The sequence below is a fragment of the Cohnella rhizosphaerae genome (genome assembly GCF_029525575.1).
Classification (GTDB): domain Bacteria; phylum Bacillota; class Bacilli; order Paenibacillales; family Paenibacillaceae; genus Cohnella; species Cohnella rhizosphaerae.
On the sequence record NZ_JAPDIA010000007.1, the window covers coordinates 902,107 to 914,301 of the forward strand.

Consider the following 12,195-nt stretch of genomic DNA (forward strand, 5'->3'; position numbering starts at 1 on the left):
TGATGTCGAACATGATTTATTTCTATTTTATTTGAACGCGAGCGGCGATTACAATCATTTTTATGAAACGAATTCGCGAAGGAGAGAATACCGGATGAATCCCAAAGCCTATGCTTCGCTGATCCTCGTGACCACGTTAACGATGGGGCTCGCATTCCCGGTCGGCCGGATCGGCCTCGACTATGCGCCGCCATTCCTGCTGATGAGCGTTCGCTTCGTGATCGCCGGCCTGCTCATGGCCGCTTTAACCGCGCGCCGGCCCAGACCGAAGCGCCTCTTGCCCTGGCTGCGCATCGCGCTGATCGGCGCGCTGAACTCCGCCGGGGTCATGGGCTGCAGCTATTACAGCATGCGGTGGATCACGTCCGGCGAATCGGCGATCCTTATTTTCGTAAATCCGCTGCTTGTCATCTTGTTCGGCGCGCTGTTCATGAAGGTCAGGTACGGGGCGCTCCAGTGGGCTGGCGTAACGCTTGGCTTCGCAGGCGTCTTCTGCACGATGGGCGCCCATCTGTCGATGAATCCCGGTACGCTCATCTCGCTGCTGGGCGCCTGCTGCTTCGCTGCGTCCTCGTTGCTGATCAAACGGTGGGGGCAAACGTTCGATACTTGGGTGCTGACCGGCTATCAGATGCTGTTCGGCGGCATCGTGCTTGGCCTGCTAAGCGCGCTGTTCGAGCATCCGCGCATCGATTTCGGCGGCGGCTTTTATTTCTCGCTCGTCTGGCTCGTGTTCGTCAATTCGATCCTCCAGTTTTCCGGCTGGTCCTGGCTGCTGAAGCGGGGCGATCCGGCCAAAACCAACGCGTTCTTGTTTCTGGCGCCGTTCTTCGGCGTCGTCGGCGGGGCGCTGCTGCTCGGCGAACCGCTTCATGCTTACGTGGCGGCGGGCGGCGCGATGATCTGCGCGGGCATCTTCCTCGTCAACTGGCGGGGCGCGGCGCCGCGAAGCGTCGCGACGACGGCCGAGCGGGCTTGAGTCCGTCGCGCGCCGGCACTTGCAACGGTATGATATAATGGGGAGACTACGATTACGAATACCGGAGGCTGGTTGAAGTGCTGGATCGTCTGCAGGCACTGGCGGACCGATACGAGAAGCTGAGCGAGTTGTTGTGCGACCCGGACGTGATGAACGATTCCGCCCGGCTGCGCGCGTATGCGAAGGAACAATCGGACCTGCAAGAGCCGTATCAGGCTTACGTCGAATATAAGCAAGTATCGGAGCAGTTGAGCGACGCCAAGGCGATGCTCGAAGACAAGTTGGACGACGAGATGAAGGCCATGGTCAAAATGGAGATCGAGGAGCTCGCCGCCCGCAAAGAGGAACTGGAGGAACTCGTGCGCGTTCTGCTGCTGCCGAAGGATCCCAACGACGACAAGAACGTCATCGTCGAGATCCGGGGCGCGGCCGGCGGCGAAGAGGCGAACTTGTTCGCCGCGGAGCTGTACCGGATGTACGCCAAGTACGCCGACAGCCAGGGCTGGCGCACGGAGCTGCTCGAAGCGAGCGTCAGCGACCTCGGCGGCTTCAAGGAAGTCATTTTTACGATCAACGGCCAGGGCGCTTATAGCAAGATGAAGTTCGAGAGCGGCGCCCATCGCGTGCAGCGCGTGCCCGAGACCGAGTCCGGCGGACGCATCCATACATCGACCTCGACGGTCGTCGTCATGCCGGAGGCCGAAGAGCTGGACATCGAGATTCTCGACAAGGATATCCGCGTGGACACGTTCTGCTCGAGCGGCGCGGGCGGCCAGTCGGTCAATACGACCAAGTCCGCCGTTCGCGTGACGCACATTCCGACCGGGATCATCGCCACCTGCCAGGACGGCAAGTCCCAGAACGACAACAAGGCGAAGGCGCTTCAGGTGCTCCGCACCCGGATCATGGACATCAAGATCCAGGAGGAGACCGCCAAGTACGCGGGCGAGCGCCGCGAGAAGGTCGGCACGGGCGATCGCAGCGAGCGCATCCGGACGTACAACTTCCCGCAGAGCCGCGTCACCGATCACCGCATCGGCCTCACGCTGCACAAGCTCGACGCCGTGCTGAACGGCGAGATGAACGAGATCGTGCAGGCGCTGTCGATCGCGGAGCAAGCGGAGCTGCTGGAGAAGGAAGGCATGGCTGCGAGCCATTAAAATGAATTTGAAGACATCGGACCTCGACGGGGCGATGTCTTCTTTTTTTTGGGCATTGGACATGCATTCGCTCCGTTAACGCCGTTAGCGGCCAATGAATGCCGTTTCTTGGAAGGTAAAATTGGGTAGGAATTGGAAATGCCTTGCCCTTGTATGCCTTGGATAGCGCGAAGAGGGTCAGGCGATATTCATCGAAGCGTAAGGAGTGAAGCTCATGATCAATCGTATCGCCCGCGGAGCGGCCGTACTGCTTCTGGGAAGCGCGCTGCTCGGCGCGTGCGCCGACAAGGAACCGGCCGCGAATTCGCCGTCCGTCGGCGGGACCGCCGGGGCTGCCGTCGATTCGAACGCTACGCAGCGCCCATCGTTTTTGCCCGACCGCTTTCCGCTGCCCGCCGATGCCGATATTCGTACGTCCCACCAGGAAACGACGGACGGCAAACGTTCGGTGCTGCTCATTTTCGCAACCAAGAAGAGCATGGACGAAGTTTCGGCCTTGTACAAGGATTATTTCGATGCCGAGTTGGGCGACAATGCCGTCCGGACGGTCGACGACAAAAACCTGATCATACAAGGGAAGGGGAAAAGCAATAAAGAATCGTGGTCGCTGATCGGCGGTCCGATGGCATCCGAAGAGGGCGTCGTGGAGCTCACGCTGACCTGGACGGAGGTGTAGCTCGCCGCAGCGGCTGAAAAACAAAAAGGCTCTTGCGATTAACGGCGCAGGAGTCTTTTATTTGGAAATATTTTTATTCGGCGAGCTCATCTTTTGAGGGGGGAGAATCGTTCGTCAGGCGTGCCAGCTTGGACGCCGTGTCGTCTTCGGGCGAGGGCATGTTGACGATCGCCGTCAGATGCGGCGCGTTCGACACGGTGAAGGCGGCTTGCTCGAAGACGAGCAGCCCTGCCGACGGATGATAGTTGCGCTTCGTGCCCTCGGGTCCGTTCAGCACGTCGTGCGCCGGCCACCATTCTCGGAACTCGGCGCTAATGCGATTCAGGTCCTCGATCATCGCCAACCACCAGGGATCTCCGGCGAATCTGGCGTAACCGGCGCGAAACTGAGCCAGACGGTGGCGCGCATGCGGCTCCCAGCCTTCCCGAAGCAATTCGCGCATGTAAGGCGAGGTAAATGTCCGCCATACAGTATTGCGATCGCGCTGAGACATTGCCCCATAGTCGCCATAAATCAGGCAGGCAGGCCGGTTCCAGGCCACGACGTCCATCCGCTGATCGGTCGCGATAGCCGGGCATGGCGCTTGCAGCTCGAGAAACCGCCACAGCGTTCTCGGCACGGCCTCGTCAGCCGGCTGCGGGTCGGCCGGCAGCTGCCGCAGCGCCAGCAAGTACAAATGCCTTCGCTCGGTCGCGTCGAGCCGCAGGGCTGCGGCGATGCTGTCGAGCACCTGAGCGGACGCCTGGATGTCGCGCGCCTGCTCCAGCCACGTATACCAATCCGCGCTCACGCCGGCGAGCAGCGCCACTTCCTCGCGCCGCAGACCGGGCGTGCGCCGTCTGCCCCCGCTTGGCAATCCGACCTGCTCGGGGGAAAGCCTGGCTCGCCGCGTCTTCAGAAACAGCGCGAGCTCCCGCTGCCGCTGGTCGTTTGCAGGTTCCATGAGTGGGTTCACTTCCTTTTCCCTGAGGCGCGCATTTATCCGGGGAGTGCCGGTCCCGGGATAAAGCCTCCGCTTACGCATGCATCAGCACCATTATAAACTGACCGGGATGCGGATGGCGACCGACGCCGTCCGAAAAACGGGAGGGAACCAAAATGGAAACTGTCGCTCAAACGGGCATTTGGCGCGAAACCAAGCAAGGCAGGGCGGCGCTGCTGCTCGGCCTGTCGCTCGGCTATTTTATGGTGTTGATGGATACGACGGCGCTCGGGGTGGCGCTCCCCGCCATCCGGGCCGACCTCGGCGGAGGCTTGTCGGGCTTACAGTGGGTGGTCAACGCGTACACGATCGTGTTCGCGGGCTTGCTCATGTCGATGGGCGCGCTGGCCGACCGGCTCGGCGCCAAACGCGTTTACTCGGCCGGACTGGCCGTCTTTCTGGCCGCGTCGGCGCTTTGCGCCGCTTCGCCAACGCTTGGCGCGCTGATCGGGTTTCGCGCCGTGCTGGGCGTAGGCGGGGCAGCCCTGCTGCCCGCTTCGCTCACGCTGCTGGCGAAGTCGTATCCGGAGCCGGCCGCTAGGGCGAAGGCACTCGGCATCTGGGCGGCGACGACGGGGGCCGCGATGGCCATCGGTCCGGTCGCCGGCGGCTTGCTCGCGGACGGCTTGGGCTGGAGGAGCATCTTTCTGATCAACGTGCCGCTTGCCGCCGTCAGTTTGATCGTCGTCGGGCGTCTGGCAGGCGCCGATGCCGGTCGCGGTCGGCGCGGCCTTGATCCTGTTGGGCAAGCGACGTGTATTGCGGCGATCGCATCGCTCGCCTATGCGCTCACCGAAGGGCAGACGCGCGGATGGACGTCGCCCGTCGTACTGGGCGCCTTCGGTTTGTTCGCGCTCGCATCGGCGGGGTTTGCGGCTGCGGAGTCGCGGGGCCGGTCGCCGCTGCTTCCGCTTTGTCTGCTCGCGGTGCCGACCGTGTCTGCCGGCATGCTGGCCGGACTGCTCGTCAATAACGGCTTGTCCGGCGTGCTGTTCGCGCTGCCGCTCTATTTCCAACAGGCGCGGGGGTACGAGGCGCATGCCGCCGGCCTCGCCCTGCTCCCGTTGACCATCCCGCTGGCGTTCAACCCAATATTAACGGGTAGAATCGTCGTCCGCATCGGTCCGAGATGGCCGATGACCGCGGGCTTCGCGCTGTGCGCGGCGGGCGTGCTGACCGTGGCCGCGGCGACGGGGGAGTCCGGTTACAGCATCCATCTGGTCGGCCTGCTGCTCGTCGGCTTCGGTACCTCTCTCGCCATACCGTCGCTCATGGCCGCCGTGATGGCCGCGTCGCCGCCCGAGTGGACGGGGGCCGCCTCCGGCGCGCTAAACGCCTCGCGCCAGCTCGGCGCTACGCTCGGCGTCGTGCTGACGGGCGCCTTCATCGGGCATGCCGCTTCGACGGAAGCCGGGGTCAGGCAGGGTTTCGTCGCGCTGGGGCTCGTACTGGCGGCGGGCGCGATCCTGACGTGGTCCAGGATCGGGCGGGAGCAACGGCGTTAGGCATACCAGCGAGCAAATAACGGTCGTGAGTGCCGCTATCGAGCGCGAAGTGCCGGCCCCGGAGCGAATAACGGTCCGGAGTGCCGCTATCAAGCGCGAAGTGCCGGCCCTGGAGCGAATAACGGTCCGGGGTGCCGCTATCGAGCGCGAAGTGCCGGCCCCGGAGCGAATAACGGTCCGGAGTGCCGCTATCAAGCGTGAAGTGCCGGCCCCGGAGCGAATAACGGTCCGGAGTGCCGCTATCGAGCGCGAAGTGCCGGCCCCGGAGCCAATAACGGCCCCGAGCTCCGCTATCGCTCGCCTCACAATCTGTGTCTCCTCGAATATGTGAAGCTGCTTGTGGTACGATGGCGTTATATTGAAGTCCGGAACGCAGAGCAGATTCGGTAAAGGGAGAGCGGCATGCAACGAGGACAAACCTATGGCGAAGTGTGGAAGGCCGGAGTTCGGCGATTGGCGGAGGCGGGCATCGAGGAAGCGGAGGCCGAGTCGGGGGGCGGAGCTGCTGATCCTGCATCTTCTCGGCATCGGCAAGAGCGAGCTGCTGCGGGATCTGCGGGAGCCGTTTCCCGAGGAGAAGCGGCAGGCCTGGGAGACGATGCTGGCGCGGAGGGCGGCGGGAGAGCCGGCGCAGTACGTGACCGGCGAGCAATATTTTTACGGGCGCAGGTTCGCCGTGACCCCGGCGGTGCTGATCCCGAGGCCCGAGACGGAGCTGCTGGCCGAGGCCGTGCTGGAAGGGGCGGCAAGGATCGTTGCGGCGCGCAGGGCCAGGCAAAGCGAGGAACGGACCGAGGCGGCGGAAAACGATGGAGCGCGCGAACGTCCGAGCGACGCGGAGCTGCGCGTCCTGGACGTCGGCACGGGCAGCGGCGCGCTGGCGGTCACGCTGAAGCTCGAGCGGCCCGGCTGGCAGGTGACCGCCAGCGATTTGTCGCCCGAAGCGCTCGAAGTGGCTGCGGGCAACGCGGCGGCGCTTGGCGCGCGCGTCCGCTTCGCGCAAGGCGATTTGCTGGCGCCATTTATGGAAGGGGGCGCGCATGCCGGCGAGCGGATCGATATCCTCGTATCGAATCCGCCGTATATCCCGTCCTCGGACTTGCCCGGCTTGCAGGCGGAAGTACGGGACCATGAGCCTCGCCTTGCGCTGGACGGCGGACCGGACGGGCTCGCGCCGTATCGCCGGATGGCGCTGCAACTGAGCGGGCTGGCGGAACTGCCGGCGATGGTCGCCTGGGAGGTCGGCATCCATCAGGCGGAGCAGGCGGCCGCGCTTTTGCGCGAGGTCGCCGACTGGGACGAGATCCGCATCGTTCGCGATTACGGCGGCATCGACCGTCACGTGCTCGCGCTTCGTTTCTAAAAAAAACAAAATATAGACTGCTAGGTTTACAGATTCGAGAGAGGGACATAATGAGGACTAAGCCGTTCCGGAACGCATCGGCCGCACCGACGGGTGCGCACAAGGAGCGAGAACGATGCGTGGTCTTCGTCATTATGGTCCTTTTCTTTTTCTTCTTCTTATCGGTCTGTCGGGTTTTTCCACATTGGCAGTGAACCGCGCCTCGGCGGACGCCGAAGGCGACGATACGATACCGAATCAGGCGATCCGCATCCGGATCATCGCCAATTCGGACAGCGACCGCGATCAAGCAATAAAGCGAGGGGTGCGGGACGAGGTCTCCGCGTTGATCGAATCCTGGGGCGAGATGCCGGGCACGATCGAGGAAGCGCGCGCGCTGATCCGTTTGCGTCTGGCGGACGTCGAAGCGGCGGCGAACAAGTCGCTGAAGGGCGCCAAGGCGGGTTACGGCGAAAAAACGGAGCTCGCGGTCGTGGATTTTCCGGCGAAAACGTTCGAGGGCAAGACGTATCCGGCGGGGCAATACGAGGCGCTTCGGATCACGCTCGGCAAGGGCGGAGGCGCCAACTGGTGGTGCGTGCTGTTCCCGCCGCTGTGCCTGGCCGCGTCGGTCAAGGCGGACGAGCCGGCTGCTGCGGACGAGAAGCAATCCCCCAAGCGGACGGCGGCTGCGATAAAGGAAACGGAACAAAAGGCGGCTGCGCAAAAGGGCGTCCCAAGCAATGCGGCCAAGATCAAGCAAGCTTCCGCAAACGCTGCGCAGGAGGACGGCGTCATCGCCGCGGCCGTGCCTGCAGAGAAACCGAAGGCCGAGTTCTTCCTGCTCGTCCTGCTCAAGAAGCTGTTCAGCTTCATCGGATCGTTGTTCTCCTGAAACGCTGTGATATAATCGTCCTAACTTGAAGAAACGCGAGGGACGGACATGCATACGAAGACGAAATACTGGACGCCGGCCGACGGAGACGCCGGCCTGAACGAAGCCGCCGCGGCGCTTGCCGCAGGCGGCGTCGTGGCGTTTCCGACCGAGACGGTGTACGGGCTCGGGGCGGATGCGCGCAGCGAAGCCGCCGCGGAGCGGATCTTCGCGGCCAAGGGACGGCCTTCGGACAATCCGCTGATCGTGCATCTGGCGGAAGCGGCGGACGTGGACGCGCTGGCCGCCGAGGTGTCGCCGCTGGAGCGGACGCTTATGGCGGCCTTCTGGCCGGGGCCGCTCACGCTTGTGCTGCCCGTGCGCTCTGGGGCCGTGGCGGCACGCGTCACCGCGGGCCTCGATACGGTCGCCGTGCGCGTGCCGGCGCACGAGACCGCGCGGCGGCTGATCGCGGCCGCGGGCTGCCCGGTCGCGGCGCCCAGCGCGAACCGCTCGGGCCGGCCGAGCCCGACGCTCGCGCGCCATGTGCGCGACGACCTCGACGGGCGCATCGACGGCGTGCTCGACGGCGGTCCGACCGGCGTCGGCGTGGAGTCGACCGTCGTCCGCGTGCTCGGGGACGACGTGCACATTTTGCGGCCGGGCGGCGTGACGGCCGAGCAGCTGCGCGAGGCGGCGGGCGGCGCGGTTCGCATCGCGGCGTCGGACGCTGGCGAGACGGACCGCATCGCGGTGTCGGGCGCGGGCGATGCGGTTGCCGGCGGCGGAGCGGACGTGCTCGCCGAATGGGCGGGCGCCGGGGAAGGTGCTTCGGCCGCAGGGACCGGCGCCGCCCGGGCTGCGGGCGCGGTCGATGCCGCAGGCACGGCTGGCGCCTCCGGGGCCGCTGGCGCGATCGGTGCCACGGTAGGCGATGCGGCGGCAGCGGATGCCCTAGGCGCGCCGCGCTCGCCCGGCGTGAAGTACGCCCATTACGCCCCGCAGGGCGTCATGGCGATTGCGAGCGGCGCGCCCGAGGCGGTGCGCGCCGCGGTGCAGGCCGCCGTCGACGACGCGCGGCGGCGGGGCGAGCCTGCCGGCGTGCTGTGCTGCGACGAGCACGCCAAGGCTTACAGCGCGGACGCCGTCATCGCGCTGGGACCGCGCGCGGCGCCGGCGGCGGCCGCGCAGGCGCTGTACGCGGCGCTGCGCGAGTGCGACGCGCGCGGCCTGCGGTTCATCGCGGCCGAAGCCTTCCCGGAGGAAGGCATCGGGGCCGCGCTCATGAACCGCATGCGCAAGGCGGCAGGCGGCCGCGCGCTGCCGGTCTGACCGGCGCCGTCAAAGGGCGACGCAACGCAATTTTGGCTCGCCGCCAGACGCGAGCCTGAACGCTCCCGCTCGCAGCGCCGCTCTCCCGCATCCACCCGTTCCAAGCTCGCAGCCTCCGACATGCGCCCGCTCTTCTTCTGGCACAAACGGGTTCCCTGCCTTCGTCGGGTCATGTTCGCCGCCTTGTCCGCATATGCTCCCTATATCGGGTTAGCTGGACAAGGGGGGCTAAAGCATGGAATGGTCTGCGGCGGCAGGGCATTTGATTACGATCGGCATTATGGCGGTCGCGCTCGGGATGGATGCCTTCTCGCTCGGCATCGGGATCGGGCTGAAGGGCGTCCGCAAGCTGGACGTGCTCAAGCTGAGCGCCTTGATCGCGTTGTTCCACGTATTGATGCCGCTCGGCGGCATGCTGACCGGGCATTACGTGAGCGGATTGCTGGGCGGCGTCGCCACGTCGGCGGCGGGCGCGCTTTTGCTGCTCCTCGGCGGACATATGGTGTACAGCGCGATTCGCGGGGAATCGGTCTCGTCTTTCAGCCACCGGACATTTTGGGGCATGCTCGTTTTTGCGCTCAGCGTGAGCATCGACGCTTTTTCGGTCGGCGTTTCGCTGGGCATGTTTTCCGCGCATATGATGTTCACGGTACTTATGTTCGGATTCGTGGGCGGGGTCATGAGCGTGCTGGGCTTGCTGCTGGGAACGCGCGTGAGCCGGTCGCTCGGCGGCTATGGAGAAGCGTTCGGCGGGGTCATTTTGTTTGCATTCGGCCTGCTCTTTTTTGATATAACTAGTTCACTATTAAAAGCGACGAGGCGACGAACCGTCCGAAAGAGGAGGCTAGGATGATGCGGCGTATATTGATGGTATGCACCGGGAATACCTGTCGGAGTCCGATGGCCGAAGCCCTGCTGCGCGATTGGGCGGCACGGACGGGTACCGAGATGGAAGTGCGATCCGCGGGGGTGGCCGCCCAATCGGGCATGCCGATCTCCGCGCATGCGGCGGAGACGCTGAAGCGCGGCCGTATCGCGCTGCCCGGCGCTTCGACGAGACTGGACCGTGGGGACGTAGAGTGGGCGGATCTCATCTTGACGATGACCGTCTCCCATAAGCGCGCGATCGCGGAGCGATATCCGCACGCGGCGTCCAAGACCTACACGCTCAAGGAATATGCGCGCCAGAGCGAAGCGCTGCTGCCGGATTTGCAGGAGATGGATCGTCTTCACGCGGAATTCCAGATGGCGCTGGCGCTCGGCAAGCCGTTCCCCGAGCGGGACAGGCAACGCCTGTCCGAGCTGTCGCGGCGCGCGCCGGATCTGGACATCGCGGATCCGTACGGCGGGCCGCTGGCGCTGTACGAGGCCTGCGCGCGGGAGATTCGCGAGGCGATCGAGCGGGCCTTCGGCGGGCGGCAGGCCGCTGATTAGGCGAGGGGCTTGAACTTTTTTTATCGAACGGCAAAGCGCCGCTTGCTCCGTGTCCTTGGAGCAGGCGGCGCTATTTTAATGCGAATCCCGCAGCTTTGCGACCTCGTCCTGCGGCAGATCGAGCAGTTCGGCGATCTGGCCGGGCGTGAAGCCCTTTGCCAGCAGCTTGCGCACGCTCTCGGCGCGGCCGGCTTCAATGCCTTTTTCTCTTCCCTTTTCCAAGCCTTCCTCCAAGCCTTCCTCGTAGCCCCAGCGCTTCCAAGCTGGCATCAATTCCATTACGCGTTCGGCCTCCTTCGGATCGCGGGCGTGCAGCTCGCGCAAAATGGACCGGTCCTCTTCGGCTTCGGGCCCGTAATAAAGATCCGCGATCGACATGACGAGCGCCAATTTGGCGTCGTCCAGCTTCGGATGCAGCCTCGCCAGCATTCTCAGGTACGACAGGCGAAGCTCGCGTCTGTCTTTTTCATTATAACCCATCCGCGACAACAGCGCAGCGGCCACGGGATTGTCCGACTTGGCGAAGCGCCGCCAATCCAGGCGTGCCAGCTCCAGCTTGCGATAGCGGAACTCCACGATACGCTCGTCCTCAAAGCGCATCGAATATCCGTCAGGCTCGTCTCTGGCGCGGCTTCCGGTGAATATGGCTACGGGGAGGATCACCTTGTAGGCTTTGCGGTGACGTTCGAGCAGCCGCGCAAAGTATAGAAACATCCGCTCTCCGAAATCCGCCTGCGCATAAGATTGAGGCTCCAGATGAATGAGGATGAAGACGTTTCTGCCGCGCAAGCGCACTTCGACGAGCAGGTCCACCGTACGTTTCTCGCCGCCGACGACGTCCACCAAAAGCTCCTGCATGAGAAAGCGAGTATGGGCGAAGTCGATTAAACGATGAAGCTCGGGGAAAAACAAGGACATGAATTCGGCGAAAAAAGCTTGCAGCAGCTTTTTGAACGCTTCGTCGTGCGGCGCCATATCGGATCGTCACGCTCCCCCCGGAAAAAAGAAAAGCGCCGCAAACTCTCGTATGAGAGCGTGCGGCGCATGCTTTGCGACCGTATTCGTGACATCAGTTTAACAGGCATGCGGCGTCGAAGCAACTGCAAGCTTCAATCAAATCTCATCATTCCAGTCACGGCCTCGTTCCTCGTCATTTTCCGATTCGCCGATCCCGTCCGCCATGTCGTACTGCTCCTCGTTCGCGGCGCTTTGGATGTCCTCGGAGCTCACCGAGAGATAGAGATAGCCGTCCTCGCGGTTTTTGCGCAGCGCCTTTTCCTTCATGAACTTAGGGCTGGCGTCTCCGGCTTCCTCGTCGTAAACGAGGATGATGCCTTCCGTTTTGCGGAGAAGCAGGTCGTCTCGCGCCGCGAACTGCCAAGGGCCGCTGTAAGGCTGTTTGCTAACGGCGCCATAAAAGTCGACATCCTTCAGAATGCCGCGGTAATATTCCTGCTTGTCCTCGCTCCACTTTTCCTCTTGGCCCTCGAATGCCGTCAGGATGGACAGCCGGAGCTGCGGATAATGCTTTTTCAGCGCGATGACCGATTCGCATGCCCACAGATCGACGCCGTACTGACCGGGCGTGACGACCCACTCGAGACCCTCTTCGACCAAAGGGACGAGTTTGGACTCGATCGCCTTGCGTATATAAGGAATGCCCTTGTGTTTCTGTCCGAAAATGCCGAGCTCGTGCGCGCGGTATCCGGTGATCAGCAGATTGTTCATGCGTGCTCCTTACTCAACCGTCATGGCCTTTATAAGGTTGATTATAGTCTATTTTCGATTGACTTCGGCATTTTCCTTCGTTATGATGGAGCTACAAGTTGCAGTTCCGGTGTAACTGGCGACACAAGTGGGATTAACCACAGTGGAGCACCGGAATGTCGGCCGGTCGCCTGGGCAGAGAGC

Annotated in this window: 12 protein-coding genes and 1 riboswitch; of the genes, 9 read left to right on the plus strand and 3 right to left on the minus strand. The window is 63.7% G+C overall.

Translation table 11 applies throughout. The annotated features are described in order from the left end of the window. Positions 1 to 94: 94 nt before the first annotated feature. The 3 genes from OMP40_RS21935 (at position 95) to OMP40_RS21945 (ending at position 2,815) form a co-directional block, all read left to right on the plus strand. Positions 95 to 979: a DMT family transporter gene (locus OMP40_RS21935; protein ID WP_277534530.1), complete on the plus strand. Its 885-nt coding sequence runs from the start codon at positions 95 to 97 to the stop codon at positions 977 to 979. 77 nt (positions 980 to 1,056) lie between these two features. Next, a complete protein-coding gene (prfA, locus tag OMP40_RS21940; protein ID WP_277534532.1) occupies positions 1,057 to 2,139 on the plus strand; it encodes a peptide chain release factor 1 in 1,083 nt (360 codons plus the stop codon). A gap of 214 nt (positions 2,140 to 2,353) precedes the next feature. Further along, a complete protein-coding gene (locus OMP40_RS21945; RefSeq protein ID WP_277534534.1) occupies positions 2,354 to 2,815 on the plus strand; it encodes a hypothetical protein in 462 nt (153 codons plus the stop codon). Positions 2,816 to 2,888: 73 nt separating this feature from the next. Here the strand turns inward: OMP40_RS21945 and OMP40_RS21950 are convergent, their stop codons facing one another. Then, positions 2,889 to 3,758 carry a helix-turn-helix transcriptional regulator gene (locus tag OMP40_RS21950; protein ID WP_277534536.1) on the minus strand — a complete coding sequence of 290 codons (870 nt, stop codon included), beginning with the start codon at positions 3,756 to 3,758 and terminating at the stop codon, positions 2,889 to 2,891. 155 nt (positions 3,759 to 3,913) lie between these two features. On the opposite strand from OMP40_RS21950, the gene OMP40_RS21955 reads away from it, so the two are divergent. The 6 genes from OMP40_RS21955 (at position 3,914) to OMP40_RS21980 (ending at position 10,284) form a co-directional block, all read left to right on the plus strand. After that, complete coding sequence (locus OMP40_RS21955) at positions 3,914 to 5,302, plus strand: MFS transporter (RefSeq protein WP_277534538.1); 1,389 nt, start codon at positions 3,914 to 3,916, stop codon at positions 5,300 to 5,302. A 421-nt stretch (positions 5,303 to 5,723) separates the two neighbouring features. Further along, complete coding sequence (prmC, locus tag OMP40_RS21960; protein WP_277534539.1) at positions 5,724 to 6,665, plus strand: peptide chain release factor N(5)-glutamine methyltransferase; 942 nt, start codon at positions 5,724 to 5,726, stop codon at positions 6,663 to 6,665. A 190-nt stretch (positions 6,666 to 6,855) separates the two neighbouring features. Next, positions 6,856 to 7,539, plus strand: a complete 684-nt coding sequence (locus OMP40_RS21965) for a stage II sporulation protein R (RefSeq protein ID WP_277534954.1) — start codon at positions 6,856 to 6,858, stop codon at positions 7,537 to 7,539. A gap of 48 nt (positions 7,540 to 7,587) precedes the next feature. Beyond that, complete coding sequence (locus tag OMP40_RS21970; RefSeq protein WP_277534541.1) at positions 7,588 to 8,850, plus strand: L-threonylcarbamoyladenylate synthase; 1,263 nt, start codon at positions 7,588 to 7,590, stop codon at positions 8,848 to 8,850. Between the two features lie 235 nt (positions 8,851 to 9,085). After that, entirely contained in the window at positions 9,086 to 9,703 is a 618-nt protein-coding gene (locus OMP40_RS21975) for a manganese efflux pump MntP (RefSeq protein ID WP_277534543.1), read from the plus strand. 14 nt (positions 9,704 to 9,717) lie between these two features. Next, positions 9,718 to 10,284, plus strand: coding sequence for a low molecular weight protein arginine phosphatase (locus tag OMP40_RS21980; protein WP_338131223.1), 567 nt, complete (start codon positions 9,718 to 9,720; stop codon positions 10,282 to 10,284). Between the two features lie 75 nt (positions 10,285 to 10,359). Here the strand turns inward: OMP40_RS21980 and OMP40_RS21985 are convergent, their stop codons facing one another. Both OMP40_RS21985 and OMP40_RS21990 read right to left on the minus strand, forming a co-directional pair. After that, the gene (locus tag OMP40_RS21985) at positions 10,360 to 11,259 is read right to left on the minus strand and encodes an Rpn family recombination-promoting nuclease/putative transposase (protein ID WP_277534545.1); all 900 of its coding nucleotides are present in this window, start codon (positions 11,257 to 11,259) and stop codon (positions 10,360 to 10,362) included. 138 nt (positions 11,260 to 11,397) lie between these two features. Continuing rightward, the gene (locus OMP40_RS21990; RefSeq protein ID WP_277534546.1) at positions 11,398 to 12,012 is read right to left on the minus strand and encodes an SLOG family protein; all 615 of its coding nucleotides are present in this window, start codon (positions 12,010 to 12,012) and stop codon (positions 11,398 to 11,400) included. A gap of 101 nt (positions 12,013 to 12,113) precedes the next feature. Beyond that, a riboswitch (ZMP/ZTP riboswitch) is annotated at positions 12,114 to 12,195 on the plus strand.

Coding starts and splice junctions, on each gene's coding strand:
- OMP40_RS21990 (WP_277534546.1), bottom strand. CDS start 12,012: ATGAACAATCTGCTGATCACCGGATACCGCGCGCACGAGCTCGGCATT.
- OMP40_RS21970 (WP_277534541.1), top strand. CDS start 7,588: ATGCATACGAAGACGAAATACTGGACGCCGGCCGACGGAGACGCCGGC.
- OMP40_RS21985 (WP_277534545.1), bottom strand. CDS start 11,259: ATGGCGCCGCACGACGAAGCGTTCAAAAAGCTGCTGCAAGCTTTTTTC.
- OMP40_RS21950 (WP_277534536.1), bottom strand. CDS start 3,758: ATGGAACCTGCAAACGACCAGCGGCAGCGGGAGCTCGCGCTGTTTCTG.
- OMP40_RS21935 (WP_277534530.1), top strand. CDS start 95: ATGAATCCCAAAGCCTATGCTTCGCTGATCCTCGTGACCACGTTAACG.
- OMP40_RS21945 (WP_277534534.1), top strand. CDS start 2,354: ATGATCAATCGTATCGCCCGCGGAGCGGCCGTACTGCTTCTGGGAAGC.
- prmC (WP_277534539.1), top strand. CDS start 5,724: ATGGCGAAGTGTGGAAGGCCGGAGTTCGGCGATTGGCGGAGGCGGGCA.
- OMP40_RS21955 (WP_277534538.1), top strand. CDS start 3,914: ATGGAAACTGTCGCTCAAACGGGCATTTGGCGCGAAACCAAGCAAGGC.
- OMP40_RS21975 (WP_277534543.1), top strand. CDS start 9,086: ATGGAATGGTCTGCGGCGGCAGGGCATTTGATTACGATCGGCATTATG.
- OMP40_RS21980 (WP_338131223.1), top strand. CDS start 9,718: ATGGTATGCACCGGGAATACCTGTCGGAGTCCGATGGCCGAAGCCCTG.